This is a genomic window from Kitasatospora sp. NPDC006697 (genome assembly GCF_042869935.1).
Classification (GTDB): domain Bacteria; phylum Actinomycetota; class Actinomycetes; order Streptomycetales; family Streptomycetaceae; genus Kitasatospora.
This window is the reverse complement of record NZ_JBIAGU010000022.1, coordinates 30,552-56,685: the sequence shown is the minus strand read 5'-3', so window position 1 is coordinate 56,685 and position 26,134 is coordinate 30,552. Positions and strand designations below refer to the sequence as shown.

27 protein-coding genes and 1 pseudogene are annotated in these 26,134 nt (G+C 72.1%); 20 read left to right on the top strand and 8 right to left on the bottom strand.

Annotation, left to right across the window (positions count from 1 at the left end; translation table 11 throughout):
* Positions 1-93: 93 nt before the first annotated feature.
* Entirely contained in the window at positions 94-1,029 is a 936-nt protein-coding gene (locus tag ACFYNO_RS27245) for a Ppx/GppA family phosphatase (protein ID WP_388017857.1), read from the bottom strand.
* A 131-nt stretch (positions 1,030-1,160) separates the two neighbouring features.
* On the opposite strand from ACFYNO_RS27245, the gene ACFYNO_RS27240 reads away from it, so the two are divergent.
* Together ACFYNO_RS27240 and ACFYNO_RS27235 are read left to right on the top strand one after the other, a co-directional pair.
* The gene (locus tag ACFYNO_RS27240; RefSeq protein WP_388017854.1) at positions 1,161-1,916 is read left to right on the top strand and encodes an alpha/beta fold hydrolase; all 756 of its coding nucleotides are present in this window, start codon (positions 1,161-1,163) and stop codon (positions 1,914-1,916) included.
* A gap of 52 nt (positions 1,917-1,968) precedes the next feature.
* Positions 1,969-2,808, top strand: a complete 840-nt coding sequence (locus ACFYNO_RS27235; RefSeq protein ID WP_388017852.1) for a hypothetical protein — start codon at positions 1,969-1,971, stop codon at positions 2,806-2,808.
* Positions 2,809-2,814: 6 nt separating this feature from the next.
* On the opposite strand, the gene ACFYNO_RS27230 is transcribed toward ACFYNO_RS27235, so the two are convergent.
* A complete protein-coding gene (locus ACFYNO_RS27230; protein ID WP_388018105.1) occupies positions 2,815-3,978 on the bottom strand; it encodes an NADH-quinone oxidoreductase subunit D in 1,164 nt (387 codons plus the stop codon).
* Positions 3,979-4,057: 79 nt separating this feature from the next.
* A complete protein-coding gene (locus ACFYNO_RS27225) occupies positions 4,058-5,050 on the bottom strand; it encodes an SAM-dependent methyltransferase (protein WP_388017849.1) in 993 nt (330 codons plus the stop codon).
* 95 nt (positions 5,051-5,145) lie between these two features.
* Here ACFYNO_RS27225 and ACFYNO_RS27220 point away from each other — a divergent pair, with 95 nt between their 5' ends.
* The 18 genes and pseudogenes from ACFYNO_RS27220 to ACFYNO_RS27135 all read left to right on the top strand — a co-directional run.
* Entirely contained in the window at positions 5,146-6,351 is a 1,206-nt protein-coding gene (locus tag ACFYNO_RS27220) for a sensor histidine kinase (RefSeq protein ID WP_388017846.1), read from the top strand.
* A 22-nt stretch (positions 6,352-6,373) separates the two neighbouring features.
* Entirely contained in the window at positions 6,374-7,066 is a 693-nt protein-coding gene (locus ACFYNO_RS27215) for a response regulator (protein ID WP_388017843.1), read from the top strand.
* A gap of 74 nt (positions 7,067-7,140) precedes the next feature.
* Positions 7,141-8,067: a Rossmann-like and DUF2520 domain-containing protein gene (locus ACFYNO_RS27210; RefSeq protein ID WP_388017840.1), complete on the top strand. Its 927-nt coding sequence runs from the start codon at positions 7,141-7,143 to the stop codon at positions 8,065-8,067.
* Complete coding sequence (panC, locus tag ACFYNO_RS27205; protein ID WP_388017834.1) at positions 8,067-8,954, top strand: pantoate--beta-alanine ligase; 888 nt, start codon at positions 8,067-8,069, stop codon at positions 8,952-8,954. The genes ACFYNO_RS27210 and panC overlap by 1 nt, the downstream gene beginning before the upstream one ends.
* 84 nt (positions 8,955-9,038) lie before the next feature.
* A complete protein-coding gene (panD, locus tag ACFYNO_RS27200) occupies positions 9,039-9,458 on the top strand; it encodes an aspartate 1-decarboxylase (protein ID WP_388017831.1) in 420 nt (139 codons plus the stop codon).
* 10 nt (positions 9,459-9,468) lie between these two features.
* Entirely contained in the window at positions 9,469-11,130 is a 1,662-nt protein-coding gene (locus ACFYNO_RS27195) for an L-aspartate oxidase (RefSeq protein ID WP_388017828.1), read from the top strand.
* Positions 11,131-11,134: 4 nt separating this feature from the next.
* Positions 11,135-12,109, top strand: a complete 975-nt coding sequence (gene nadC / locus ACFYNO_RS27190) for a carboxylating nicotinate-nucleotide diphosphorylase (protein ID WP_388017826.1) — start codon at positions 11,135-11,137, stop codon at positions 12,107-12,109.
* 58 nt (positions 12,110-12,167) lie between these two features.
* A complete protein-coding gene (locus ACFYNO_RS27185; protein WP_388017823.1) occupies positions 12,168-12,947 on the top strand; it encodes a type III pantothenate kinase in 780 nt (259 codons plus the stop codon).
* 92 nt (positions 12,948-13,039) lie between these two features.
* The gene (locus ACFYNO_RS27180; RefSeq protein WP_388017820.1) at positions 13,040-13,729 is read left to right on the top strand and encodes a hypothetical protein; all 690 of its coding nucleotides are present in this window, start codon (positions 13,040-13,042) and stop codon (positions 13,727-13,729) included.
* Between the two features lie 95 nt (positions 13,730-13,824).
* Positions 13,825-15,489, top strand: a complete 1,665-nt coding sequence (locus ACFYNO_RS27175; protein ID WP_388017817.1) for a hypothetical protein — start codon at positions 13,825-13,827, stop codon at positions 15,487-15,489.
* A gap of 94 nt (positions 15,490-15,583) precedes the next feature.
* A complete protein-coding gene (lysX, locus tag ACFYNO_RS27170) occupies positions 15,584-17,137 on the top strand; it encodes a bifunctional lysylphosphatidylglycerol synthetase/lysine--tRNA ligase LysX (RefSeq protein WP_388017814.1) in 1,554 nt (517 codons plus the stop codon).
* Between the two features lie 4 nt (positions 17,138-17,141).
* Positions 17,142-17,303, top strand: a complete 162-nt coding sequence (locus ACFYNO_RS27165; protein ID WP_388017811.1) for a hypothetical protein — start codon at positions 17,142-17,144, stop codon at positions 17,301-17,303.
* A 121-nt stretch (positions 17,304-17,424) separates the two neighbouring features.
* The gene (locus ACFYNO_RS27160) at positions 17,425-17,805 is read left to right on the top strand and encodes a BlaI/MecI/CopY family transcriptional regulator (RefSeq protein WP_388017808.1); all 381 of its coding nucleotides are present in this window, start codon (positions 17,425-17,427) and stop codon (positions 17,803-17,805) included.
* Positions 17,806-17,814: 9 nt separating this feature from the next.
* A complete protein-coding gene (locus ACFYNO_RS27155) occupies positions 17,815-18,342 on the top strand; it encodes an amino-acid N-acetyltransferase (protein ID WP_388017805.1) in 528 nt (175 codons plus the stop codon).
* A gap of 126 nt (positions 18,343-18,468) precedes the next feature.
* A complete protein-coding gene (locus ACFYNO_RS27150; RefSeq protein WP_388017802.1) occupies positions 18,469-18,822 on the top strand; it encodes an Lsr2 family protein in 354 nt (117 codons plus the stop codon).
* Positions 18,823-19,458: 636 nt separating this feature from the next.
* A complete protein-coding gene (locus ACFYNO_RS27145; RefSeq protein WP_388017799.1) occupies positions 19,459-21,975 on the top strand; it encodes an ATP-dependent Clp protease ATP-binding subunit in 2,517 nt (838 codons plus the stop codon).
* Between the two features lie 194 nt (positions 21,976-22,169).
* Positions 22,170-22,529: a multiprotein-bridging factor 1 family protein gene (locus tag ACFYNO_RS27140; protein WP_388017796.1), complete on the top strand. Its 360-nt coding sequence runs from the start codon at positions 22,170-22,172 to the stop codon at positions 22,527-22,529.
* A pseudogene (locus ACFYNO_RS27135) lies at positions 22,426-22,767 on the top strand (DUF5753 domain-containing protein); the annotation flags it as partial. The gene ACFYNO_RS27140 and the pseudogene ACFYNO_RS27135, both read left to right, overlap by 104 nt.
* Before the next feature lie 231 nt (positions 22,768-22,998).
* Here ACFYNO_RS27135 and ACFYNO_RS27130 read toward each other — a convergent pair.
* The 5 genes from ACFYNO_RS27130 to ACFYNO_RS27110 all read right to left on the bottom strand — a co-directional run bounded on the left by ACFYNO_RS27130 (position 22,999) and on the right by ACFYNO_RS27110 (position 25,960).
* The gene (locus ACFYNO_RS27130) at positions 22,999-23,787 is read right to left on the bottom strand and encodes an ABC transporter permease (RefSeq protein ID WP_388017793.1); all 789 of its coding nucleotides are present in this window, start codon (positions 23,785-23,787) and stop codon (positions 22,999-23,001) included.
* A complete protein-coding gene (locus ACFYNO_RS27125; RefSeq protein ID WP_388017790.1) occupies positions 23,784-24,758 on the bottom strand; it encodes an ATP-binding cassette domain-containing protein in 975 nt (324 codons plus the stop codon). Before ACFYNO_RS27125 ends, ACFYNO_RS27130 begins: the two co-directional genes overlap by 4 nt.
* 110 nt (positions 24,759-24,868) lie before the next feature.
* Complete coding sequence (locus ACFYNO_RS27120; RefSeq protein WP_388017787.1) at positions 24,869-25,309, bottom strand: hypothetical protein; 441 nt, start codon at positions 25,307-25,309, stop codon at positions 24,869-24,871.
* 28 nt (positions 25,310-25,337) lie between these two features.
* Positions 25,338-25,598, bottom strand: coding sequence for a hypothetical protein (locus tag ACFYNO_RS27115; protein WP_388017784.1), 261 nt, complete (start codon positions 25,596-25,598; stop codon positions 25,338-25,340).
* Complete coding sequence (locus ACFYNO_RS27110) at positions 25,598-25,960, bottom strand: DUF2089 domain-containing protein (RefSeq protein WP_388017781.1); 363 nt, start codon at positions 25,958-25,960, stop codon at positions 25,598-25,600. Before ACFYNO_RS27110 ends, ACFYNO_RS27115 begins: the two co-directional genes overlap by 1 nt.
* Positions 25,961-26,134 lie beyond the last annotated feature (174 nt).

The following is a 26,134-nucleotide window of genomic DNA, read 5'->3' as shown; positions in this document are numbered from 1 at the left end:
GGTCGCGCTTCTGCTGCTCCTTGCGCCGTCCGACCCGGCGCCGGGGCCGCCCGCTCTGCTCCTCCACGTCCATCAGGTTAAGCGAGGTCGGGCTCAACGAGTGGGGTCGAGCGAGTCCAGTCGGCGCAGGATGATGCCCTCGCGCAGCGCCCAGGGGCAGATGTCCAGCTCCTCCAGGCCGAACAGGTCCATCGCCGCGTCGGCCACCAGCGCGCCGGCCAGCAGCTGTCTGGAGCGCCCCTCGGAGACCCCGGGGATCCGGGACCGCTCGGCCGTGGTCATCGTGGCCAGCCGGGGCAACCAGGCGGCCAGCCCGGCGCGGTTGAGCTTGCGCGGCACCCGCGGCCCGGCCTCGGCGGGGGCCGCGCCGGTCATCCGGGCGAGCTGCTTGAAGGTCTTGGAGGTGGCCACCGCGTGGTCCGGCGGGCCCAGCCGGGCCACCTCGCCGACCACCGTGGCGATCTCGGCCCGGATATGCCGGCGCAGGTCGCGCACCTGCTCCGGGTCGGGCAGGTCGTGCGGCAGCCAGCCGGCGGTCAGCCGCCCGGCGCCGAGCGGCAGCGAGAAGGCGGTGTCCGGCTGCTCGTCGATGCCGGAGGCGATCTCCAGCGAGCCGCCGCCGATGTCCAGGTCGAGCAGCCGGCCGGAGGACCAGCCGAACCAGCGGCGCACCGCGAGGAAGGTGAGCCGGGCCTCGTCCTGCCCGGAGAGCACCTGCAGCTCGACCCCGGTCTCCTCGCGGATCCGGTTGAGCACCTCCTCGCCGTTGGCGGCCTCGCGCACGGCGGAGGTGGCGAACGGCAGCAGGTCCACCACGCCCTTGTCCTCGGCGACCCGCAGCGAGGAGGCGATGTGGTCGATCAGGCGGCACACGCCGTCCTCGCGGATGGCGCCCTGCTCGTCCAGCAGCTCGGCCAGCCGCAGCTCCGCCTTGTGTGAGTAGGCGGGCAGCGGTGCGGCACCGGGGTGGGCGTCCACCACCAGGAAATGAACCGTATTGGAACCCACATCGAGCACACCGAGTCGCATAATGCACCACGCTACGCCACCGCACCTGGGGAAATCCCGCGTGTTCGATTGCTGATCGAATCCGCCTGCCGCCAGCCTGGGAGGCGTTGACCATCCGTCATCCGACCCTCACCCCTTGGAGCCGAACGACCATGACGATCAGTCACCGCCGCCTGGGCGCGGGCGAGCACAAGGTCATCGTCCTGCACGACTGGTTCGGCACCACCGCGGGCTGGGGGCCGTTCCTGGACTACCTGGACCGCACCGCCTTCTCCTACGCGATGCTCGACTACCGCGGGTACGGCGACCGGGTGGCGGAGCCCGGCGAGTACACCCTGGCCGAGATCTCCCAGGACGTGCTGGCGCTCGCCGACGAGCTGGGCTGGGAGACCTTCTCGCTGGTCGGCCTGTCGATGGGCGGCAAGGCGGCCCAGCGGGTGCTGGCCGACGCGCCGCACCGGGTGCGCAAGCTGGTCGGCGTCTCGCCGGTGCCGGCCGCCCCGTACGAGATGGACGCGGACGGCTGGGAGCTGTTCCGGGCCGCCCCTCAGAACTTCACCGCCCGCCGGATCATCGTCGACCTGGTGACCGGCAACCGGGCCAAGGCGGTCTGGGTGGACCGGATGGTGGCCCGCTCCTCCGCCACCTCCCGGGTGGACGCCTTCGCCGCCTACTTCGAGGAGTGGGCCGGGCAGGACCTGGCGCCGAAACTGGCCGGGCTGGAGCTGCCGGTGAAGGTCTTCACCGGCGAGCACGACCTGGCGATCACCCCCGAACTGATGGACCGCACCTGGCTGCGGCTCTACCCGAACGCCTCGCTGACCGTGCTGCCGGCCACCGGCCACTACCCGATGTACGAGGTGCCGGTGCACTTCGCCCGGGAGCTGGAGGACTTCCTGGCGCAGTGAGCGGGGCGAGGGGCTGACGCGTGCGGCCGCCCGGCTGCCCTACCCTTGCCGGGTGGCCGCCATCGACATCCCCGCCCCCACCCGCAAGAAGCCGCTCCCCGAGGTCGGCGCGGACTTCCCGCGCGCCTGGGTGGAGTTCGCCGACCCGACCGACCCGGACCAGGTCTTCCGCTGCGACCTGACCTGGCTGACCTCGCGCTGGGGCTGCATCTTCGGCCAGGGCTGCCACGGCATCCGCCCCGGCCGCGGCGAGTCGGACGGCTGCTGCACGCTGGGCGCGCACTACTCGGACGAGGACGACGAGCAGCGGGTGGTCGAGCACGCCCGCCGGCTGACCCCGCAGACCTGGCAGCACTTCGCCGAGGGCACCGACAAGAAGGGCCGGCTGAAGCTCGACGGCGGCATCACCATGCTGGACGAGGACGGCGACCGGCAGACCCGCCGGGTGGACGGCGCCTGCATCTTCCTCAACCGCCCCGGCTTCGCCGGCGGCCAGGGCTGCGCGCTGCACACCCTGGCGCTCGCGGAGGGCAAGGAGCCGCTGGAGACCAAGCCGGACGTCTGCTGGCAGCTGCCGGTGCGCCGCACCTACGACTGGATCGACCGCCCGGACGACACCCGCTACCTCCAGGTCTCGATCGGCGAGTACGACCGGCGCGGCTGGGGCCCGGGCGGCCACGACCTGCACTGGTGGTGCACCAGCAGCCCGGAGGCGCACCAGGCGGCGGTGCCGGTCTTCGTCAGCTACAAGCCGGAGCTGACCGAGCTGATGGGCGCCGAGGCCTACGCGGTGCTGGCCGCGCTCTGCGAGGAGCGGATCGCCGCCAAGGGCGACCGCAAGCTGGCGCCCCACCCGGCCGATCCGAAGCGGAAGAAGAGCGCCAAGCAGTAGCCCCGGCTACTTGTCGATGTCGCCGACCACGAAGAACATCGACCCGAGGATCGCCACCATGTCGGCCACCAGGGTGCCGGGCAGCAGCTCGGTCAGCGCCTGGATGTTGTTGAAGGACGCCGAGCGCAGCTTCAGCCGCCACGGCGTCTTGTCGCCGCGCGAGACCAGGTAGTAGCCGTTCACCCCGAGCGGGTTCTCGGTCCAGGCGTAGGTCTCGCCCTCGGGCGCCTTGAGCACCTTGGGCAGCCGCAGGTTGACCGGGCCGGGCGCCAGCCCGGCCAGCCGGTCCAGGCAGGCGTCGGCCAGGTCGAGCGAGTTCGCCGCCTGCTCCAGCAGGCACTCGAACCGGGCCAGGCAGTCGCCCTCCTCGCGGACCGCGACGGCCAGCACGTCCTGCAGCTCGCCGTAGGCCAGGTAGGGCTCGTCCCGGCGCAGGTCGAAGTCGACGCCGCTGGCCCGGGCGATCGGGCCGGTGACGCCGTAGGCCTGCGCGTGCTCGGCGCTCAGCACGCCGACGCCGGCGGTGCGGGCCCGGAAGATCTCGTTGCCGAGCACCAGGTCCTGGTAGACCGGCAGCTGGGCGCGGACGGCGGCGACGGCGGCCCGGACCCGGCCGAGCCAGCCGGCCGGCAGGTCCTCCTTGAGGCCGCCGACCCGGTTGAACATGTAGTGCATCCGGCCGCCGCTGGCCTCCTCCAGCACGTGCTGGAGCTCCTCGCGGGCGGTGAAGGCGTAGAAGACCGGGGTGATGCCGCCCAGCTCCAGCGGGTAGGAGCCGATGAACATCAGGTGGTTGAGCACCCGGTTGAGCTCGGCCAGCAGGGTCCGGGTCCAGACCGCGCGCTCGGGCACCTCCATGCCGAGCATCCGCTCGACGGCGAGCACCACGCCCAGCTCGTTGGAGAAGGCGGAGAGCCAGTCGTGCCGGTTGGCCAGCATGATGATCTGCCGGTAGTCCCGGGCCTCGAAGAGCTTCTCGGCGCCGCGGTGCATGTAGCCGATGACCGGCTCGGCACTGACGATCCGCTCGCCGTCCAGCACCAGCCGCAGCCGGAGCACGCCGTGGGTGGCCGGGTGCTGCGGTCCGATGTTCAGCACCATGTCGGTGGCGCCCGAAAGACTGGACGCCGCCTCGGCACCGGCCCCGACACCGACCGTGGTCTCCCTCAGCGTGCTCACGCCCCCACCTCGCTGCGCTCGGCGGATGCGTGCGCGCGGCACCTTCTCATCGATCGCTCGCTCCGCTCGCTCATGGTTGCAGAGTCTGCCATCCCGCCAGCCCCGCCAGGCTCTCCGGTACCGGCATCCGGACGGCCTGGGCGAGCCAGCCGAAGCCGCCCAGCCCGCCGGCCGAGGTCAGCTCGGCGGCCTCCCCGGCGGCGGCCAGCGCCCGCAGGTAGCCCGCCGGGTCGCGGCCGGCCAGCTCCAGCGGCGGCCGGGCGCCGGAGACGCCGAGCGCGTGCAGCGCCTCCCGCTGCGTCGTCCACAGGGTGTGGACGGCGGGTGCGGCCGCCGAGTCCAGCGCCACATGGGCCGTCAGGTCGCAGCTCCCGTCCGGCACCGGCGCCGTCTCGCGGCCCTGCCGGAAGCCGGTCAGGGTGCCGAAGAGCGGCCGGTCGGAGGCCGTGTGCGCGTAGTCCACCGCCACCGCCAGTCCCCGTTCGAGCGAACCGACCGCCGCCGCCCAGGCCTCGTCCCGCGGCCGGCCGATCTCGAACCGCTCGCCCTCCGGCCACCAGCGCTCCAGCCAGGCCGCGTCGGCCGGCTCCAGCTCCGCGCCCAGCCGCTCCTCCCCCGCGCCGTCCACCTCCAGGTAGCGCAGCACCCCGTGCCCGTCCCGCTCGGCCAGGTCCAGCGGGACGTTGTCCAGCCACTCGTTGGCGAAGAGCAGCCCGACCGCCCCGCGCGGCGGCTCGGTGCACCACTCCACCCCGGCGGGCAGCCCGGCCGGACGGTCCGCCAGCTCCACCCCGTACGCCCGCAGCCGGCCGGGCAGCAGGCCGGCCAGCCGTCCGACCAGCTCGCCGCGCCCGGCCCCGACGTCCACCAGGGCGATCTCCTCCGGGTGGCCGAGGGCCGCGTCCACCTCCAGCAGCAGCCGGCCGACCGCCTGCGCGTACTGGACCGAGGCGTGCACCGAGGTCCGGAAGTGGCCCGCCGGGCCCTCCGGCCTGCGGTAGAAGCCGCCGTCCGCCCCGTAGAGGGCCCGCTCCATGGCGGGCCGCCACCGCATCCAGCTCATGCCGGCGACCGTACCCGCCTCCGACCTGCGGACGACATCCGGATCGCTCTCCCGGTGGACGGGGATGCCCCCACCTGCTGCCTACGCTTGGTCATGTGCATCGACTCTATGCCTGGCTCCGCGGACACCCGATGGTGGTCGACGGTGCTTGGGCTGCCCTGGTGGTCTTCCTCTCGCTGGTGTCCAACATCAGCAGCGAGGGGTGGCACCGGATCGGGTACCTGGTCATCACCGGGCTGATCGCCGGCCTGATGGTGATCCGCCGGCGCTGGCCCGAGGTGGCCGTCGCGGGCGGGTTCGCGCTCGGCCTGCTGCAGTGCGCGGCGGGCATCCAGCCCGACGCCTCGTCCGTCGGCTACCTGGTCTTCGTCTACACCGGCGCCGCCTTCGCCGCCCAGTGGGCCTCCCGGACCGCCCTGGTGGGCGCGCTGCTGGCCGGCCCGCTGACGGTGCTGCTGCTGCACTCCGCCGAGGGCGACAACCCGCCGCCCGCCCACGGCTGGCTGCAGCAGGTCTTCGTCGCCGGGCTGCTCTCCACCCCGTTCATCCTCTGCTGGGCCTGGGGCCGGCTGACCCGGGTGCGCGGCGCCTATCTGACCGAGCTGGAGGACCGGGCCCGGCGGCTGGAGCGCGAGCGTGACGCCCAGGCGAAGGTGGCGGTGGCCGCCGAGCGGGCCCGGATCGCCCGCGAGCTGCACGACGTGGTGGCGCACAACGTCTCGGTGATGATCGTCCAGGCCGACGGCGCCGCCTACGTGATGGACAACTCGCCCGCGCAGGCCAAGGAGGCGCTGGGCACCATCGCCTCCACCGGCCGGCAGGCGCTGGTCGAGATGCGCCGGCTGCTCGGGGTGCTGCGCACCGCGGACACCGCCGAGGAGTACGTGCCGCAGCCCAGCGTGGAGGAGCTGCCGGAGCTGCTGGAGCAGGTCCGCACGGCCGGCCTGCCGGTGGAGTTCTCCACCTCCGGCACCCCGTGCGAGCTGCCCCGGGGCGTGGAGCTGACGGTCTACCGGATCGTCCAGGAGGCGCTCACCAACGTCCGCAAGCACGGCGGACCCAATGTCAGTGCCCGGGTCGCCGTGGACTTCGGCGACCGGGACCTGAACGTGCTGATCGAGGACGACGGCCGGGGCTCGACCGACGAGCAGCTGGCCAACGGGGGGACCGACGGCCTGGGCCACGGCCTGATCGGGATGCGGGAGCGGATCGGCATGGTCAGCGGCAGCCTCGACGCGGGGCCCCGGCCCGGCGGCGGCTTCCGGATCCGCGCCGTGCTGCCGCTGAAGGCGAGCCGATGAACCCTCTGAGCGAAGGAACACCTTGACCATCCGAGTGATGCTGGTCGACGACCAGGAACTGCTGCGCACCGGCTTCCGGATGGTGCTCCAGTCGCAGGCGGACATCGAGATCGCCGCCGAGGCGGGCGACGGCGCCGCCGCGGTGCAGACGCTGGCCGACCCCGCGACGGCGGTGGACGTGGTGCTGATGGACGTCCGGATGCCCCGGCTCGACGGGGTCCAGGCGACCCGGCGGATCTGCCTGGACGAGGCCGGACTGCCCCGCCCCGACGCCCCCAAGGTGCTCATCCTCACCACCTTCGACCTGGACGAGTACGCCTTCGCCGCGCTCAAGGCCGGGGCCAGCGGCTTCCTGCTCAAGGACGTGCCGCCGCCGGAGCTGGTCACGGCGATCCGCGCGGTGCACGCGGGTGACGCGGTGGTCGCCCCGACCACCACCCGCCGGATGATCGACCGCTTCGCCGACGTGCTCCCGGCCCCGCAGCCGGCGGGCGGCCCGCCCGCCCTGGACCCGCTCACCGAGCGTGAGCGGGAGGTCTTCCTGCTGGTCGCCCAGGGCCTGTCGAACGGCGAGATCGCGAGCGGCCTGGGCCTGTCCGAGGCGACCGTGAAGACCCACGTCGGCCGGATCCTGGCCAAGCTGCAGCTGCGCGACCGGGTGCAGGCGGTGGTGCTCGCCTACGAGGCGGGGCTGCTGAAGGCCGGCGGCCACTGATCGCCGCCCACGGTGTTCCGCCGGGGCCGTAGGATGGCACGGACCGTCTGGTACCCGTAGAGGACTGGAACGCCGTGAGCACCTGGGACTTCTCCGACTCCTCCGACCCGAGCGACCCCGCCGACCGGCCGGCCCGGCTGGCCGTCGGCGTGGTCGGCACCGGCCGGGTGGGCCCCGCGCTGGGCGCCGCCCTGCAGCTGGCCGGCCACCAGGTGGTGGCCGCCTCCGGCGTCTCCACCTCCTCGGTTCGCCGGGCCGAGGCGCTGCTGCCCGGCGTCCGGCTGGTCTCCCCGCCGCAGGTGCTGGCCGCCGCCGACCTGGTGCTGCTCACCGTGCCGGACGACGCGCTGGCCGACCTGGTGGCCGGCCTGGCCGCGACCGGCGCGGTCCGCCCGGGCCAGCTGCTGGTGCACACCTCGGGCGCGCACGGCGTGGCGGTGCTCGACCCGGCCACCCGGGCCGGCGCACTGCCGCTGGCACTGCACCCGGCGATGACCTTCACCGGCACCTCGGTGGACCTGGCCCGGCTGGCCGGCTGCCCGTTCGGGGTGACCGCGCCCGAGGAGCTGCGGCCGGTGGCCGAGGCCCTGGTGGTGGAGATGGGCGGCGAGCCGGAGTGGATCCCGGAGCAGGACCGCCCGCTCTACCACACCGCCCTGGCGCACGGCGCCAACCACCTGGTCACCCTGGTCGCGCAGTCGATGGAGCTGCTGCGCGGCGCCGGGGTGGCCGAGCCCGGCCGGCTGCTCGGCCCGCTGCTCGGCGCCGCGCTGGACAACTCGCTGCGCTCCGGCGACGCGGCGCTGACCGGCCCGGTCGCCCGCGGCGACGCCGGGACGGTGCGCCGCCACCTGGACCAGCTCAGTACCGTGTCCCCCGACATCCCCGCCGCCTACCGGGCGATGGCGCGCGCCACCGCCCAGCGGGCGCTGGCCAACGGGACGCTCAAGGAAGAAGCGGCGGCCTCGCTGCTGGACGTACTCAACGAGGAGAACCACTGATGGCCCGCCCCAAGCCCGCCGCCAAACCGCGCAGTACCCGGCTGACCCACACCGTCGACGATTTCGAGGCCGCGTTCTGGCCGGACGAGAGCCCGGTGGACAACGCCGTGGTGATGACCATGGGCGCGCTGCACGAGGGCCACGCCGCGCTGATCCGGGCCGCCCGCCGCAAGGTCGGCAAGGACGGCCGGGTGGCGGTGACGGTCTTCGTCAACCCGCTGCAGTTCGGCGCCGGCGAGGACCTGGACCGCTACCCGCGCACCCTGGCCGCCGACCTGCGGGTGGCCGAGGAGAGCGGCGCCGACGTGGTCTTCGCCCCGCTGCCGGAGGAGGTCTACCCGAACGGCGAGCCGCAGGTGCGGCTGACCGCGGGTCCGATGGGCGAGCGGTTCGAGGGCGCGGCCCGGCCGGGCCACTTCGACGGGGTGCTGACCGTGGTGGCGAAGCTGCTGCACATCACCGACCCGGACTACGCGTTCTTCGGCGAGAAGGACGCCCAGCAGCTGGCCGTCGTCCAGCGGATGGTCGCCGACCTGGACTTCGACGTCGAGGTGGTCGGGGTGCCGACCGTCCGCGAGGAGGACGGCCTGGCGCTCTCCTCCCGCAACCGCTACCTGGACGGCGGCGAGCGGGAGCAGGCGCTGGCGCTCTCCCGGGCGCTGTTCGCCGGCCGGGACGCGGCCGCCCAGGGGCCGGCCGCGATCCGCGCGGCGGCCGGCGAGGTGCTGGCCGGCGCGCCGGGCGTCGAGCTGGACTACCTCGCGCTGATCGACCCGCACGACTTCACCGAGGCGCCGGACGGCTTCCAGGGCGAGGCCGTGCTCGCGGTGGCCGGCCGGGTCGGCTCCACCCGCTTGATCGACAATGTTCGCCTGATCGTCAGGTGACCAACGGTCAGGTCCGTTAACCAGTCAGGCATGCACTCTCACCCGGGCCGGGAGGCCCGGGTCCTCTCCCAGGAGGCGTGACCCATGCTCCGCACCATGTTCAAGTCCAAGATCCACCGCGCCACGGTGACCCAGGCCGACCTGCACTACGTCGGCTCCGTCACCATCGACGAGGACCTGCTGGACGCCGCCGACATCCTGGCCGGCGAGCTGGTCCACATCGTCGACATCAACAACGGTGCCCGGCTGGAGACCTACACCATCGCCGGGCCGCGCGGCACCGGTGTGATAGGCATCAACGGCGCCGCCGCCCGCCTGGTGCACCCCGGCGACCTGGTCATCCTGATCGCCTACGGCCAGATGGACACCGCCGAGGCCAAGGCCTACCAGCCCAAGGTGGTCTTCGTGGACGCCGAGAACAAGATCACCGGGACCGGGTCGGACGCCGCCGAGGCGCTGCCGGGCACGGACACCCTGCGCGGCGACGCCGTGCACACCCGCTAGGAGCTCTGCCGTGACCCACCGACTCGCAGCCCCCGCCCCCGGCTGGACCGCCACCACCGACGTGGTCGTGGTCGGCTCCGGCGTGGCCGGGCTGACCGCCGCGCTGAACGCCCGTCAGGCCGGGCTGCGGGTGACGGTGGTCACCAAGGCGATGCTCGACGACGGCTCCACCCGCTGGGCCCAGGGCGGCGTCGCCGCCGCCCTGGGCGAGGGCGACACCCCCGAGCAGCACCTGGCCGACACCCTGGTGGCCGGGGCGGGCGTCTGCGACGAGGACGCGGTGCGCGTCCTGGTCACCGAGGGCCCGGGCGCGGTGCGCCGGCTGATCGCCGCCGGCGCGCTCTTCGACAGCGACCGGGACGGCGAGGTGCTGCTGACCCGGGAGGGCGGCCATCACCGCAACCGGATCGTGCACGCGGGCGGCGACGCCACCGGCGCCGAGATATCGCGCGCCCTGGTCGCCGCGGTGCGCGCCGACCCCGAGCTGGAGGTGGTCGAGCACGCCCTGGTGCTGGACCTGCTGACCGACGCCGAGGGCCACGCGGCCGGCCTGACCCTGCACGTGATGGGCGAGGGCCAGCGGGACGGGGTCGGCGCGATCCGGGCCCGTGCCGTGGTGCTGGCCACCGGCGGCATGGGCCAGGTCTTCTCGGCCACCACCAACCCGCCGGTCTCCACCGGCGACGGCGTGGCGCTGGCGCTGCGGGCCGGCGCCGAGGCGGCCGACCTGGAGTTCGTCCAGTTCCACCCCACCGTGCTCTGGCTCGGCCCGGAGGCCGAGGGCCAGCAGCCGCTGATCTCCGAGGCGGTCCGCGGCGAGGGCGCCCACCTGGTGGACGCCGACGGCGTGCGGTTCATGGTCGGGCAGCACGAGCTGGCCGAGCTGGCGCCGCGCGACATCGTCGCCAAGGCGATCATCCGGCGGATGCAGCAGCAGGACGCCGAGCACATGTACCTGGACGGGCGGCACTTCGGCGCCGAGATGTGGGCCGAGCGGTTCCCGACCATCCTCGCCTCCTGCCGCTCGCACGGCATCGACCCGGTGACCGAGCCGATCCCGATCGCCCCGGCCGCGCACTTCGCCTCCGGCGGGGTCCGCACCGACCTGCACGGCCGCACCTCGGTGCCGGGGCTGTACGCCTGCGGCGAGGCGGCCTGCACCGGGGTGCACGGCGCCAACCGGCTGGCCTCCAACTCGCTGCTGGAGGGCCTGGTCTTCGCCGAGCGGATCGCCGCCGACCTGGCCGCCCGGCACGCGGCCGGCGAGCTGCCGGAGCGCGCGGTGGACGTGGCGGGGGCCCGGGACCGGGCCACCGTGCCGCTGCCCGCCCCGGAGGCCCGGGCCGCGGTGCAGCACCTGATGTCGAGGGGCGCCGGGGTGCTGCGCTCCGCCGAGTCGATGGCCGCCGCGCGGGCCGGCCTGGACGAGCTGGCCGCGACCGCCCGCGCCGACGCCGCCGAGCAGAAGCCGGCCGACCCCCGGGTGGAGACCTGGGAGGCGGCCAACCTGCTGCTGGTCGCCACCGCGCTGGTCGCCGCCGCCGCCCGGCGGACCGAGACCCGAGGCTGCCACTGGCGCGAGGACTTCCCCGAGCGCGACGATGCCCACTGGCGGCGTCACCTGATCACCACCCTGGACGCGGACGGCCTGCACGTCACCGAGGAGCACTGAGGACATGACCCACACCCACGACGAGCTTCCACTGGCCGAGGCCGCAGGCTGCGGCGACGGCTGCGCCTGCGGCGACGGCAACGGCGAGGACTACGAGACCGGACTGGACCCGGCGCTGGCCGAGCTGCTGGAGGAGGCCGGCCTGGACCCGGTCGAGGTCGAGGACATCGCCACCCTGGCGCTGGCCGAGGACCTGGCCGGCGGCGAGGACGTCACCTCGGTGGCGACCGTGCCGGCCGACGCGGTGGCCACCGCCGACTTCACCGCCCGGGAGGCCGGTGTGGTGGCCGGCCTGCGGATCGCCGAGGCCGTGGTCTCGCTGATCTGCGAGGAGGAGTTCGAGGTCGAGCGCCACGTGGAGGACGGCGACCGGGTCGAGGCCGGCACGGTGCTGCTCTCGGTGCGCAGCCGCACCCGCGACCTGCTGACCGCCGAGCGCAGCGCGCTCAACCTGCTCTGCCACCTCTCCGGCATCGCCACCGCCACCGCCGCCTGGGCGGACGCGCTGGAGGGCACCGGCGCGGTGGTCCGGGACACCCGCAAGACCCACCCGGGCCTGCGCGCGCTGCAGAAGTACGCGGTGCGCTGCGGCGGCGGCGCCAACCACCGGATGGCGCTGAGCGACGCGGCGCTGATCAAGGACAACCACGTGGTCGCCGCGGGCGGCGTGGCCGAGGCCTTCCGGGCAGTCCGGGCCGCCTACCCGGAGCTGCCGGTGGAGGTCGAGGTGGACACCCTGGAGCAGATCCCGCCGGTGCTGGAGGCCGGGGCGGACCTGATCCTGCTGGACAACTTCACGGTGGAGCAGCTGGCCGCCGCGGTCGCCCTGGTGGCCGGCCGGGCCAAGCTGGAGGCCTCCGGCGGGCTGACCCTGGCCAACGCCCGCGAGGTGGCCGAGACCGGCGTCGACTTCCTGGCCGTGGGCGCCCTGACCCACTCCGCGCCGATCCTGGACATCGGCCTGGACCTGCGTCCCTGATCCCGCGCCACCCTCTGGAGACATCCTCCCGTTGGACATACCTGGAGAAAGCGGTCCCATGCTCCTGACCATCGACGTCGGCAACACCCAGACCACGCTCGGCCTGTTCGACGGCGGGGAGGTCGTCGAGCACTGGCGGATCTCCACCGACCCGCGCCGCACCGCCGACGAACTGGCGGTGCTGATGAACGGGCTGATGGGGCCGCACGCCCAGCAGGTGGACGGGCTGGCGATCTGCTCCTCCGTCCCGGCCGTGCTGCACGAGCTCCGCGAGGTGACCCGCCGCTACTACGGCGACGTCCCCGCGGTGCTCGTGGCGCCCGGCGTGAAGACCGGGGTGCACGTGCTGATGGACAACCCGAAGGAGGTCGGCGCGGACCGGATCGTCAACGCGCTGGCCGCCAACCACCTGTACGGGGGGCCGTGCATCGTGGTCGACTTCGGCACCGCCACCACCTTCGACGCGATCAACGAGCGCGGCGACTACGTGGGCGGGGCGATCGCCCCCGGGATCGAGATCTCGGTGGAGGCGCTGGGGGTGCGCGGCGCCCAGCTGCGCAAGATCGAGCTGGCCAGGCCGCGCAACGTGATCGGCAAGAACACCGTGGAGGGCATGCAGTCCGGGGTGCTCTACGGCTTCGCCGGGCAGGTGGACGGGCTGGTCGGCCGGATGGCCAAGGAGCTCTCGCCGAGCGACCCCGAGGACGTCCAGGTGATCGCCACCGGCGGGCTGGCGCCGCTGGTGCTGGGCGAGGCGGACTCCATCGACGTGCACGAGCCGTGGCTCACCCTGATCGGGCTGCGGCTGGTCTACGAACGGAACAAGCCGACGGCCTGACGCCCCGGTCGGCACCCCCCGAGCGGCGCAACCGCGGTTGACACTGCGCGAGGCTTCCGACAAATCGGATATTCCTCACGTAGTGTCAACTCATGCCTACGCCACACGGGTCCCGCGGCGGTATGGCGTTCAGCGCCGACGAAGTGCGCGTGCTGCGCCGTGCCCTCGCCCAGGCCCTCCACCCCACCCTCCCCGCCCGGCTACCGCTCGGCGCCGACCTGGCCCTCCTCTGGGCGGAGGACGTCCAGGAGGCGCTGAGGCTGGCCGAGTCGATCGACGAGGCGGTCCTGGAAGGCGGCCGACTGCGCGGCTTCCTGCTGGCCGAGCTGGTCCGCTACCGGGCCGCCCTGCCGGGCAGCGCCACCGGCTACCTGGAACGCCTGGAGGAGGCCGTCACCGACGGCTACCTACCGGAGCCCGACGACCTCTCCGCCCTGCGCGCCCTCACCCGCCAGCCCTGCGGCCCGGCCGAACGCCACCGCCGCTCCCGGCTGGCCGGCCGCTGCCACGCCTTGGCCGAGGCCGCCGTCCGGGAACGCCTGGCCCGCTCCGCCACCCCGCCACCCCGCCATCTGACGGCCGTCCCCAGCCCCGACCGCTCGGAAGGACCGACCCCCATGACCAGCACCCCCCGCCACCCGGCCACCCCGCCCGCCAAGATCCCCACCCCGGCCGAACTCTTCGCCCGCCGCCCGCGCCCGCCGCAGCACCCGGAGGCCGAGCACCCGGAGGCGGAGGAGACCGAGCCGGAGGAGCGGGAGCTGGCCACCGGGACGGGCTGATCATCCCTATTTGTCGATAAGATGATGGGCGCGTTGAACGCGTTCACGGAAGCCTCTAGAGTCCCCCCGATTCTTATGAGAAACCTGGGGGGACCGTGCTTTCCGCTCCGTCACGCCGCGCCGCCGCACTCGGCGCCGCCACCATCGCCGCCCTGCTGACCGGGGGCGCGACCGCCCTGCCGGCCCAGGCGACCGGCACCACCGTCACCGTCTCGGCCACGCCCGTGCTGGCGCTGCCCGCCGACGGCAGCTCGACCGACCTCGACGCCTTCGTCGGCGAGACGGCGAACGGCTCGATCACCCAGATCACCATCACCGCCGACCTGTCCTCGCTGGCCGGCGTCGCGGTCTACGGCACCCCGCAGACCGGCTGCTCGGTCCAGGGCAGCCAGCTCACCTGCACCGAGCAGGCCACTCCGAACGGCGCCTCGCTGCGCACCATCCCGTTCAAGGCCGCCCCCGGCGCGGCGCTCGGCGCCTCGGCCCCGCTGCATCTGACGGCCACCGACGCGACCGGCTCCTCGCTCGCCTTCGACAGCACCCTGGTGGTCGGCGGCAGCAAGCTACAGGTGACCGGCAGCGACCAGCAGGCAAAGCCCGGCAGCACGGTGCAGGAGGCCTTCAGCATCAGCAACAACGGCTCGCTGGCCACCCAGCGGACCGTGGTGGCGCTGAGCCCCAGCGTCGGCCTGCAGTTCAACCAGCGCTACTCGAACTGCGAGTACGGCACCACCAACGACCTCTCCGGCCGGAACGCGGTCGCCCCGCAGGTCGCCGTCTGCACCATCGACAGCGGGATCGAGCCGGGCGCCACCGCCCACCTCGACCCGGTCGGCCTGACCACCGCGGCCTCCGCGCTGAGCGAGTTCGTCGGGGTCAACGTCTTCCCGTCCCGCGACAGCCTCGACCTCCAGAACCTGTTGAAGCACTACACCGGTCTCACCCCCGGCAGCGGTCCCCGGCTGACCCTGGGCAAGCCGGAGGGCACGCCCGCCGGCACCCCGGTGGCCGACCTGGCCCGCACCGGCAACACCCAGGTCGACGTCAACGTGGACAACACCGCCGACTTCGTCGCGCTCGGCAGCTGGACCCCCGCCGGCGACGGGACCACCGGCACCCTGACCGTCGGCCTGCGCAACGACGGCCCCGCGGCCGCCTGGCTGCACGGCGAGTTCATCGACGTCCAGGTGGTCCTGCCGGACGGGGTCAAGGTCGCCGCCTCCGGCGACGGCTGCCTCGACCAGAAGATCTCGGACGCCGGCCGGAGTGTCTACGAGTGCGAGGCCGACGGCTGGCAGCCGGTCGGCGCGCAGCAGACCTACAACCTCAAGCTGACCATCGACGACCCGTCGAAGGTCCGCGACGCCCAGGTCTTCTTCCACAACCCGAACCAGCCGGCCACCCTGACCTCGGCGTACGACCCGTCCTTCGACCCGAACCAGGCGAACGACCGGCTGACCGTCGCCCTCGGCGCCAAGCCCGCCTCCGCCACCCCCACGCCCAGCACCGCGCCGTCCGCCGCGCCCAGCACCGCCGCTCCGGCCGCCGCCACCTCCCCGGTCGCCACCGCCTCCGCCCCGCGGGAGGACTCCACCAAGGCCGCGGACGCCGCGGACGGCAACTCCGGCAAGGCGCTCGCCTTCACCGGCGGCGGCTCCAGCGCCGGCCCGATCGCCGCGATCGGCGGCGGTGTGCTGCTGCTCGGTGCGGGTGCCGTGTTCTGGGCCTCGCGCAAGCGGCGCTCGGCCGAGCAGGGCTGAGCCCGGCAGCACATCGGCCGCACCCCTTGACTGCCCCGCCACCGAGGCGATATCCGGTGGCGGGGCAGTCCCGTCCGCTCGCTACCCTGGTGAGGTGAGCGATCAGAGCACTGCACCCGCGACCGATGACCTTCCCGAGCAGATGCGCGTGCGGCGCGAGAAGCTCGACCGCCTGCGCGCCGCCGGCATCGATCCGTACCCGGTCGGCTTTCCCCGCACCACCACCATCGCCGACCTGCGCGCGAAGCACACCGGCCTGGAGCCGGACACCGCGACCGGTGAGCGGGCCGGCGTGACCGGCCGGGTGGTGCTGGCCCGGACCGGCGGCAAGCTCTGCTTCGCGACCCTGCGGGACGGCTCGGGCGACCTCCAGGTGATGCTCTCGCTGGACAAGCTGGGCGAGGAGCGGCTGGCCGCCTGGAAGAGCGACATCGACCTGGGCGACCAGGTGGGCGTCGAGGGCGAGGTGATCACCTCCAAGCGCGGTGAGCTGAGCGTGCTGGTGGACAGCTGGGCGCTGACCGCCAAGTGCCTGCGTCCGCTGCCGGACAAGCACAAGGGCCTGACCGACCCGGAGGCCCGGGTCCGCCAGCGGTACGTGGACCTGATCGTCAACCCCGAGGCGCGCGAGATGCTGCAGCTGCGCTCCAAGGTGGTCCGCTCGATCCGCAACACCTACGAGGAGCGCGGCTACCTCGAGGTCGAGACCCCGATGCTGCAGCCGATCCACGGCGGCGCCAACGCCCGCCCGTTCGTCACCCACATCAACGCCTACGACATCGACCTCTACCTGCGGATCGCCACCGAGCTCTACCTCAAGCGCCTGGTGGTCGGCGGGGCCGAGAAGGTGTTCGAGATCAACCGGAACTTCCGCAACGAGGGCGCCGACGCGACCCACAACCCGGAGTTCACCGCGCTGGAGTCCTACGAGGCCTACGGCGACTACGACACCCAGGCCGAGCTGATCCGGGCGATCGTCGTCAACGCCGCCCGGGACGCGCTGGGCACCACCGTGGTCCGCGGCACCGACCCGCACGGGGTGGAGCACGAGATCGACCTCGCCGAGCCCTGGGAGGAGATCAGCGTCTACCCCGGCATCTCGGCCCGGATCGGCACCGAGGTGACCCCGCAGACCTCCGTCGAGGAGCTGCGCAAGCTCTGCGACGCGGCCGGCGTGCCCTACGAGAAGGAGTGGGGCCACGGCCAGATCGTGCTGGAGATGATCGAGCGGCTGCTCGAGGAGAACGCGATCCGGCCGACGTTCCTCAAGGACTACCCGACCGAGGTCTCCCCGCTGACCCGCCAGCACCGCTCGATCCCGGGCGTGGCGGAGAAGTGGGACCTGGTGATCTTCGGCACCGAGATCGGCACCGCCTACTCCGAGCTGATCGACCCGGTCGAGCAGCGGGCCCGGCTGACCGCCCAGTCGCTGCTGGCGGCCGGCGGCGACGTCGAGGCGATGCAGGTGGACGAGGACTTCCTGCGCGCGCTGGAGTACGCGATGCCGCCCACCGGCGGGCTCGGCCTCGGGGTCGACCGCCTGATCATGCTGCTCACCGGCAAGAACATCCGCGAGACGGTGCTCTTCCCGCTGGTGAAGCCGGAGGCGAAGAGCGCCGCCGTCAAGTCCGACTCCGAGGAGGAGTGATCCGATGCAGTACGTGAGTGCGATCGTGCCGCCGCTGGTGATGGCGATCGGGTTCGGGTTCCTGGTGCGGGCCATCATCCGCAGCCAGGGCGGCGCCCAGAAGGCCAAGGAGGACGTCGCCGCCGACGCGCTGGCCGCCGCCGCGCAGGCCGAATCCGCGAAGTAAGCGGCAGTTGAACGTTTTACCGGGCCTTCCCGGGCCCGGCCGGGCCGCTCTCCCCCCTCCGGGAGGGCGGCCCGGCCGCGTTCTCCGCCATTCACCTGACAAACGTCTCTAAAGTGGTCATATGGTCCGGCCGCTGGGCGAACTGGAGAACGCCGTGATGACCAGGGTCTGGGAGTGGAACCGCCCGGTCACGGTTCGCGAGGTCCTGCTCGATCTGCGCGCCGATCGGGATATCGCCTACACCACGGTGATGACCGTGCTGGACAAGCTCTATCGAAAGGGCTGGGTGCGCCGGGAACGCGACGGCCGGGCCTATCGATATGCGCCGGTGGCCACCCGCGAGGCGTACACGGCCGCGCTGATGCACGAAGCGTGGGCGACCAGTGACAATCCCGCCGCCGCCTTGGTGCACTTCTTCGGCATGATGTCCGCGCCGCAGCGCGAGGCGCTGGCGGACGCCCTGCGGGTGGCCGGTCCCGAGGGGGCGCCGCCGACGCGATAACGTCCCGCCATGGAGGTCACCATCCGCCGGGCGCGGACCAGTGATGTACGGGCCGTTCGGCGGCTCATCGACGCCTACTCGCAGGACGGCATTCTGCTCGACAAGCCGACCGTCACACTGTTCGAATCCATCCAGGAGTTCTGGGTGGCGGAACGCGATGACGACGGCAGCGTGGTCGCGTGCGGTGCGCTGCACGTGATGTGGGAAGATCTCGCCGAGGTCCGCACCCTGGCGGTGGATCGGGTCTGCCGCGGCCACGGGATCGGGCACGTCCTGTTGGAGAAGCTGCTGCAGACCGCGCGCTGGCTGGGCGTACGTCGGATTTTCTGCCTGACGTTCGAGGTGGCGTTCTTCGCGAAACACGGCTTCATCGAGATCGGGGAAACCGATGATGGTACGACAGACCCCGCCGTCATCGCTACGGAAGTGTATGAAGAACTCCTTCGCTCCTACGACGAAGGAGTGGCGGAGTTCCTGGACCTGGAGCGGGTGAAGCCCAACACCCTGGGCAACTCGCGCATGCTGCTGCACCTCTGAACCGGGCGCGCGGACTTGCCGTGCAGCGCATCGCGGACTCGGTCGAACAGTCCGGGGTTTGTGTTTTCCGAGAAAAGGCGGTTTCCTTTCCTCAGGCATTGGATCGTTAAGCGGAAAGGGACTCCCGTGGCACAGAGGGTGCAGGTCATTCTTGAAGACGATCTCGATGGCGGTTCGGCGGACGAGACGGTGACGTTCGCCCTCGACGGCGTTGCCTACGAGATCGACCTGAAGTCCGGCAACGCGGAGAAGCTGCGCAACCTGCTGGCTCCGTACGTCGAAAAGGGCCGCAAGCAGAGCGGCCGGCTCACCAGCGCCCGCCGCACCGGCGGCCGCACGGCGGCCCGCCCGGCCGCCGGCAGCGCGGACACGGCGAAGATCCGCACCTGGGCCAAGGACAACGGCTACAACGTGAACGACCGCGGCCGGGTCCCGAGCAATGTGCGCGAGGCCTACGAGGCGGCCAACGCCGCCTCCTGAGCCACCGGTGCGACAGCGCCGGCGGCCGGGCCGGCCGGCGGCCACGACGGGGTGCGGAGGGTCTCCCTCCGCGCCCCGTGGCCATGCCCGGGGCACCGCGCGCCGTCGGCGGGCGGCGGCGGGAGCGGGGTCGGGGCTGGGTGAACGCGCACGGACTGTGCAACGCTGGAGCGACGGCGCGGTCACGCCGGACCACCCCGTTCGGCCCCACCGCGAGGCCCGGAGGCCCACCACGGCCGCCCCGGTCCGACCCGCCCCGCACTGAACCCCCGTCACCCGGGGCCCGGCCGGGCGGACTTCTCGCCGGGCGAACAACACCACCGGGGAAACTGCACGAGAACAGCCGGAATTTCCGGTATGAATGCAGGTGGGACGGTACGCAGTGCGGATCGCCGGGCCCCGGCCCGGACCGTGTTCGCCATTGGCGTAGCGGGATCGCGTGCATCGGCCGCACTGGTGGGAACACCGTCTCCCAACACCAGGTTGGGAAGGGTGTCGGCTGGTCGCGCAGCCAGATATCCCGTGCACACCGCACGGGGAACTACGTGGGCCGCGCCGCTGAGCGGGACTAGCATGCGGAAGGACAGGGCGGGGACAGTCCCCGAACTGCCCGACCGCTCTGAGGAGCGATTAACGATGTTCGAGAGGTTCACCGACCGCGCGCGGCGGGTTGTCGTCCTGGCTCAGGAAGAAGCCCGGATGCTCAACCACAACTACATCGGCACCGAGCACATCCTCCTGGGCCTGATCCACGAGGGCGAGGGTGTCGCCGCTAAGGCCCTGGAGAGCCTCGGGATCTCTCTTGAGGCGGTCCGCCAGCAGGTCGAGGAGATCATCGGCCAGGGGCAGCAGGCCCCGTCCGGCCACATCCCGTTCACCCCCCGGGCGAAGAAGGTCCTGGAGCTGTCGCTCCGCGAGGCCCTCCAGCTCGGCCACAACTACATCGGCACCGAGCACATCCTGCTCGGCCTGATCCGCGAGGGCGAGGGCGTCGCCGCCCAGGTCCTGGTGAAGCTGGGCGCCGACCTGAACCGGGTGCGCCAGCAGGTGATCCAGCTGCTCTCCGGCTACCAGGGCGGCGGCAAGGAGTCGGCCACGGCCGGCGGCCCCGCCGAGGGCACTCCTTCCACGTCGCTCGTGCTGGACCAGTTCGGCCGCAACCTGACCCAGGCCGCCCGGGAGACCAAGCTCGACCCGGTGATCGGCCGGGAGAAGGAAATCGAGCGGGTCATGCAGGTGCTCTCCCGCCGCACCAAGAACAACCCGGTGCTGATCGGTGAGCCCGGCGTCGGCAAGACCGCCGTGGTCGAGGGCCTGGCCCAGGCCATCGTCAAGGGCGAGGTCCCGGAGACGCTGAAGGACAAGCAGCTCTACACCCTCGACCTGGGCGCGCTGGTCGCCGGCTCCCGCTACCGCGGTGACTTCGAGGAGCGCCTGAAGAAGGTGCTCAAGGAGATCCGCACCCGCGGCGACATCATCCTGTTCATCGACGAGCTGCACACCCTGGTCGGCGCGGGCGCCGCGGAGGGCGCGATCGACGCCGCCAGCATCCTGAAGCCGATGCTGGCCCGCGGCGAGCTGCAGACCATCGGTGCCACCACCCTCGACGAGTACCGCAAGCACCTGGAGAAGGACGCCGCGCTGGAGCGCCGCTTCCAGCCGATCCAGGTCGCCGAGCCGTCGCTGCCGCACACCATCGAGATCCTCAAGGGTCTGCGCGACCGGTACGAGGCCCACCACCGGGTGTCGATCACCGACGCCGCCCTGGTCGCCGCCGCGACGCTGGCCGACCGGTACATCTCGGACCGCTTCCTGCCGGACAAGGCGATCGACCTGATCGACGAGGCCGGCTCCCGGATGCGCATCCGCCGGATGACCGCGCCGCCGGACCTGCGCGAGTTCGACGAGAAGATCGCCGCGGTGCGCCGGGAGAAGGAGAGCGCGATCGACGCGCAGGACTTCGAGAAGGCCGCCTCGCTGCGTGACGACGAGAAGCAGCTCCTGAACGCCAAGGCGAAGCGCGAGAAGGAGTGGAAGGCCGGCGACATGGACGTCGTCGCGGAGGTGGACGAGGAGCTCATCGCCGAGGTCCTGGCCACCGCCACCGGCATCCCGGTCTTCAAGCTGACCGAGGAGGAGTCCTCCCGCCTGCTGCGCATGGAGGACGAGCTGCACAAGCGCGTCATCGGCCAGAAGGACGCCATCAAGGCGCTCTCCCAGGCGATCCGCCGCACCCGTGCGGGCCTCAAGGACCCGAAGCGCCCCGGTGGCTCGTTCATCTTCGCCGGCCCGTCCGGTGTCGGTAAGACCGAGCTGTCGAAGACGCTGGCCGAGTTCCTGTTCGGCGACGAGGACGCGCTGATCTCCCTCGACATGTCGGAGTTCAGCGAGAAGCACACCGTCTCCCGGCTGTTCGGCTCCCCGCCCGGCTACGTGGGCTACGAGGAGGGCGGCCAGCTCACCGAGAAGGTGCGCCGCAAGCCGTTCTCGGTGGTGCTGTTCGACGAGGTCGAGAAGGCCCACCCGGACATCTTCAACTCGCTGCTGCAGATCCTGGAGGACGGTCGCCTGACCGACTCCCAGGGCCGGGTCGTGGACTTCAAGAACACGGTCATCATCATGACCACCAACCTCGGCACCCGGGACATCTCGAAGGGCTTCAACCTGGGCTTCGCGGCCACGGGTGACACCCAGAGCGGGTACGAGCGGATGAAGGCCAAGGTCGGCGAGGAGCTGAAGCAGCACTTCCGCCCCGAGTTCCTGAACCGTGTCGACGACATCGTGGTGTTCCACCAGCTGTCGGAGGAGGACATCATCCAGATCGTCGACCTGATGGTCGACAAGGTGGATTCCCGCCTCAAGGACCGCGACATGGGCCTGGAGCTCAGCGTCGAGGCCAAGAAGCTGCTGGCCAAGCGTGGCTACGACCCGATCCTGGGTGCCCGTCCGCTGCGCCGCACCATCCAGCGCGACATCGAGGACCACCTCTCGGAGAAGATCCTCTTCGGCGAGCTGCGGGCCGGCCACATCGTGGTCGTGGGCGTCGAGGGCGAGGGCAAGGAAGCGAAGTTCACCTTCCGCGGCGAGGAGAAGGCGGCTGTCGCCGACACTCCGGCTGCGGTGGCGGCTCCGGGTCCGGACCTGACGAAGTAGGGTTTTACGGCGTAAAGGCTGCGGCCCCCGGTTCCCGAAAGGGAACCGGGGGCCGCAGCCTTGTTATGCCGCCGTCGCCGCGCCGGCGGGAGCCCCAGCGGATGGAGAACGCCTGGACGATCACCAGACCGCGACCGGAGACCGCCTCGGGAGCCAGCGGTTCGCGGCGGCCGGGGAGGTCGGCGCCGACGTCGGTGGCCGAGAAGACGATCAAGCCGGGCAAGTCGGCTGGGATGAAGTTCGGTTGGGGATTCTTCGGGGACGAGTTGAAGTTCCGTCGGGAGACGAAGGGGCTGACTCGGCAGGAATTGGGGGCCATGGTGTTCTGCACCGGGTCGTACATCGGGCAGATCGAGACGGCGGCCCGCAAGCCGCAGCCGGAGTTGGCGAAACTGCTCGACATCGCGCTGGAGACCGGCGGGCTGTGCGGAGCTGGAGAAGCGGACTTCACTGATCCTGAGCTACGGCGGTCAACTCATTCCGGGACTGTTCCAGACACCGCGCTATACCAGAGCGATCGTTCGAGCCGCGCAACCACTGCTCCCCAATGCTGAAGCCGACCTTCTCGTCGCCATTCGGACGGCCCGCGCCGAGATCTACGCCTCTCCCGACCTGACAACAAAACCTCGGCTGTGGACCATCATTGACGAGTCGCTACTCCACCGGATCGTCGGCAGCCGCGAGGTGATGTCCGAGCAACTCGACCGCCTCGTGGACTTGGTCGAGAAGTCCCTCCTCCTGCTTCACGTGGTGCCCTTCTCCGTCGGCGCGCACTCGCTCCAGGAGGGTCAGGTGAAGCTCATGGCCTTTGCGGACGAGATTTCCGTCGCCTATATGGAAGGCCCGTCCGTCATGCCGTTGGTCACGACGGGAACGGCCGACCAGCGTGTCGTCGAGATCGAAGAGGGCCAACGACTCTGTGGCACAGCTTTACTGACGTACCGTCGGGCACGGACGGGAGGCCCGGCGCCTGGGCGCCGGGCCTCCCGGGGGTGCGGACTTCCCGGGCCGCATCCGGGCGGGCTACTTGGGCGCCCGCTTGAACTGGGCCATCGACCAGCGGTAGCCGAGGGCGGTCAGGGCGAGGCACCAGGCGAGGGCGATCCAGCCGTTGTTGCCGATGTGGCTGCCGAGGAGCAGGCCGCGCAGGGTTTCGATGGTGGGGGTGAAGGGCTGGTACTCGGCGATCGGCTGGAACCAGCCGGGCATGGTGTGGGCCGGGATGAAGGCGCTGGAGATCAGCGGCAGGATGATCAGCGGCATCGCCATGTTGCTGGCCGCCTCGGGGGTCGGGCTGGCCAGGCCCATGCCGACCGCGATCCAGGTGAGGGCGAGGGCGAAGAGGGCGAGCAGGCCGAGGCCGCCGAGCCAGTCCAGCGCGGTGGCGCCGTGGGTGCGGAAGCCGATGGCCAGGGCGATGCCGCCGACCACGACCACGCTGGCGAGCACTTGGAGCACGGTGCCGAGGACGTGGCCGACCAGCAGCGAGCCGCGGTAGATCGGCATGGTGCGGAAACGGGAGACCAGGCCCTGGGTCATGTCCATCGAGACGGAGACCGCGGCGCCGATCACCGTGCTGCCGATGGTCATCACCAGCAGGCCGGGCACCAGGTAGTCGACGTAGGCGGCGCGGCCACCGCCGCCGCCCAGGCCCGCGCTCATCGCGTTGCCGAAGATGTAGACGAAGAGCAGCAGCATCATCACCGGGGTGAGCAGCAGGTTCAGCGTCATCGAGGGGTAGCGCCGGGCGTGCAGCAGGTTGCGCCGCAGCATGGTGGAGCAGTCGCGGGCGGCGAGGGTCAGGGTGCTCATCGGGTGGCCTCCTGGGCCTGGTCGTCGGGGGTGCCGGTGCTGGTGAGGGCGAAGAAGACATCGTCGAGGTCGGGGGTGTGGACGCTCAGCTCGTCCGCCTCCAGGCCTGCCTCGTCGAGCCGGTCGAGGATGGCGCGCAGTTCGCGCTGGCTGCCGCCGCTGGCGACGCGCAGCGACAGGGACTCCTCGTCGCGGGTCGCCCCGCGCAGGGTGGTGGCGGCGCGCTGGTAGGCGTCGGGGTGGGTGAAGCGGAGCCGGACGTGGCCGCCGGGGACCATCCGCTTCAGCTCCTCGGCGGTGCCCTCCGCGGCGATCTTCCCGCGGTGCAGCACGGCGATCCGGTCGGCGAGCTCGTCGGCCTCGTCCAGGTACTGGGTGGTGAGGAAGACGGTGACGCCGTCGGCGACCAGCTCGCGGATGAGCTGCCACATGGTGTGCCGGGAGCGCGGGTCCAGGCCGGTGGTGGGCTCGTCGAGGAAGATGATCCGCGGGGCGCCGACCAGGGTCATCGCGATGTCGAGCCGGCGCTTCATGCCGCCGGAGTAGGTGGAGACCGGCTTCTTCGCCGCCTCCACCAGGTCGAACCGCTCCAGCAGCCCGGCCGTCACCCGGCGGCCCGCGCCCCGGGGGAGGTGGTGCAGGTCGGCCATCAGGCGCATGTTCTCCTGACCGGTGATCAGCGGGTCGACGGCGGAGAACTGGCCGGTCACGCCGATCGCGGCGCGCACCCCGTCGGGCGCCTTGGCGATGTCGTGGCCGGCGACCTGGGCCTGTCCGCCGTCGGCGGGCTGCAGGGTGGAGAGGATCTGCACGGCGGTGGTCTTGCCGGCGCCGTTCGGGCCGAGCAGGGCGAAGACCGAGCCGGCCGGGATGCGCAGGTCGATGCCGTCGAGCACGGTCTTGTCGCCGTAGGACTTGCGCAGGCCGACGGCGGAGACGGCGACCGGCTGGACACTGTTGGATGTGGGCATGACAAAAGAAGGCATGTGGATTCCCGTCGGGAGTGTGCGCTGACAAGGGGGGCTGCGGTCGCGGGCGGGCCGGCGCCGCAGGCCCGGGGGCGTGCGGCGCCGCGGCGGCCTCACTCGCAGAAGACCTGCACCTTGGCCTCGGCGTCGTCGATGTCCACCGTGACGTCGTCCAGGTGCTCGATCAGGTCCTCGAGGTGCTGCGGCTTGAGCTCGGTGAGGTCGATCGGGACACCGGACTTGGTCAGCCCCTCGTTGACCTTGGCGAGCGCCGGCGGCGGGAGCAGGCTGGCCAGCCGGACGCCGGCGCGCAGCAGTTGGAGCGGGATGCGGATGTTGATCCGGGTCGTCCCGTCGCCGCCGGTGCCGTCCGAGGAGTCCACCAGCACCCGCAGGTACTTGGGGCGGCCCTTGGTCGTGCGGACCGGGCCGCCGGCCGTCGGCACGGGCTCCGGCAGGTCGCGCTCGAGGGCGCCGAGCAGCCGCTCGGCCTCGTCCGCGGTGATCTTGCCTTCGGAGAGCATCTGCAGGACCTGGCGGCGCTGCTCGTTCATGTCGGTCTACCCCTCTGGATCGTGGAAGTCATCGAATGCTTATCTGGAAGGCCAGGTGGCCGTCGTCCAGCTCGAGCCGGCTGCCGGGCAGCGCCCGGACCACCCGCCAGAGGCCGGCCAGTGCGCCGAGCGAGCTGATCCTGAAGATCAGGCAGGCGATCACCCCGCCGAGCGCGGCGAGCAGCAGCAGTGGCGAGAGCACCAGCGCGACCGGGACCACCGGGACGAACAGCCGCCGGCGGCGGCCGTCGGCGCGGCGCCAGCCCACCGTGACCAGTTGCGGGAGCATCAGGCTCCCCCGAGCTCGGTCAGGGCCTCCTCGGCGCTGATCTCGCCGCGCCGCAGGCGGTCGATCACCTCGGCGGTGCCGGTCGGCGCCGGGTCGGTGTCGACGAAGTCGAGCTGGTCGGCGATCCGCTTCAGCCGGGACTTGATCGTCGGGTAGCTGACCCCGAAGATCCGCTCCATCTCCTTGATCGAGCCGTGCGAGCGGACGAACGCGGCCACGAACACCTGGTCGTCGACCCCGAGTTGGGCCAGCTGCGGAGGCTCGAACTGCCCCTCGATCGCCACCCCGCTCTCCGCGAGCCGGACCCGCTCGACCACGAACGGCCGCCCTTGGGTCAGGTCCGTCAGTTCCTGCCAGTCCACTGTCGCCTCCTCTGTGCACGTGGCTCCGTGCTCATGACTCATTTGTACATTGAGATTTTTGAAGAGTCAACGCACCAAACTTAAGATCCTTGAGTTGATCTTCAATGTTCCGGAGGGAGCGAGGGCCTGGCTGTCATGGGTCGGCCTGGCGGCCCCCACGGGAGCCCGTGCGGC

Excerpts from the sequence above, each read along its gene's own strand:
- ACFYNO_RS27245 (WP_388017857.1), bottom strand. The coding sequence starts at position 1,029 with ATGCGACTCGGTGTGCTCGATGTGGGTTCCAATACGGTTCATTTCCTG.
- ACFYNO_RS27130 (WP_388017793.1), bottom strand. The coding sequence starts at position 23,787 with ATGAGCACCCTGACCCTCGCCGCCCGCGACTGCTCCACCATGCTGCGG.
- ACFYNO_RS27225 (WP_388017849.1), bottom strand. The coding sequence starts at position 5,050 with ATGAGCTGGATGCGGTGGCGGCCCGCCATGGAGCGGGCCCTCTACGGG.
- ACFYNO_RS27165 (WP_388017811.1), top strand. The coding sequence starts at position 17,142 with ATGCAGTACGTGAGTGCGATCGTGCCGCCGCTGGTGATGGCGATCGGG.
- ACFYNO_RS27180 (WP_388017820.1), top strand. The coding sequence starts at position 13,040 with ATGCCTACGCCACACGGGTCCCGCGGCGGTATGGCGTTCAGCGCCGAC.
- ACFYNO_RS27155 (WP_388017805.1), top strand. The coding sequence starts at position 17,815 with ATGGAGGTCACCATCCGCCGGGCGCGGACCAGTGATGTACGGGCCGTT.
- ACFYNO_RS27240 (WP_388017854.1), top strand. The coding sequence starts at position 1,161 with ATGACGATCAGTCACCGCCGCCTGGGCGCGGGCGAGCACAAGGTCATC.
- ACFYNO_RS27120 (WP_388017787.1), bottom strand. The coding sequence starts at position 25,309 with ATGAACGAGCAGCGCCGCCAGGTCCTGCAGATGCTCTCCGAAGGCAAG.
- nadC (WP_388017826.1), top strand. The coding sequence starts at position 11,135 with ATGACCCACACCCACGACGAGCTTCCACTGGCCGAGGCCGCAGGCTGC.
- ACFYNO_RS27160 (WP_388017808.1), top strand. The coding sequence starts at position 17,425 with ATGGTCCGGCCGCTGGGCGAACTGGAGAACGCCGTGATGACCAGGGTC.
- panD (WP_388017831.1), top strand. The coding sequence starts at position 9,039 with ATGCTCCGCACCATGTTCAAGTCCAAGATCCACCGCGCCACGGTGACC.
- ACFYNO_RS27115 (WP_388017784.1), bottom strand. The coding sequence starts at position 25,598 with ATGCTCCCGCAACTGGTCACGGTGGGCTGGCGCCGCGCCGACGGCCGC.
- ACFYNO_RS27185 (WP_388017823.1), top strand. The coding sequence starts at position 12,168 with ATGCTCCTGACCATCGACGTCGGCAACACCCAGACCACGCTCGGCCTG.
- ACFYNO_RS27145 (WP_388017799.1), top strand. The coding sequence starts at position 19,459 with ATGTTCGAGAGGTTCACCGACCGCGCGCGGCGGGTTGTCGTCCTGGCT.
- panC (WP_388017834.1), top strand. The coding sequence starts at position 8,067 with ATGGCCCGCCCCAAGCCCGCCGCCAAACCGCGCAGTACCCGGCTGACC.
- ACFYNO_RS27125 (WP_388017790.1), bottom strand. The coding sequence starts at position 24,758 with ATGCCCACATCCAACAGTGTCCAGCCGGTCGCCGTCTCCGCCGTCGGC.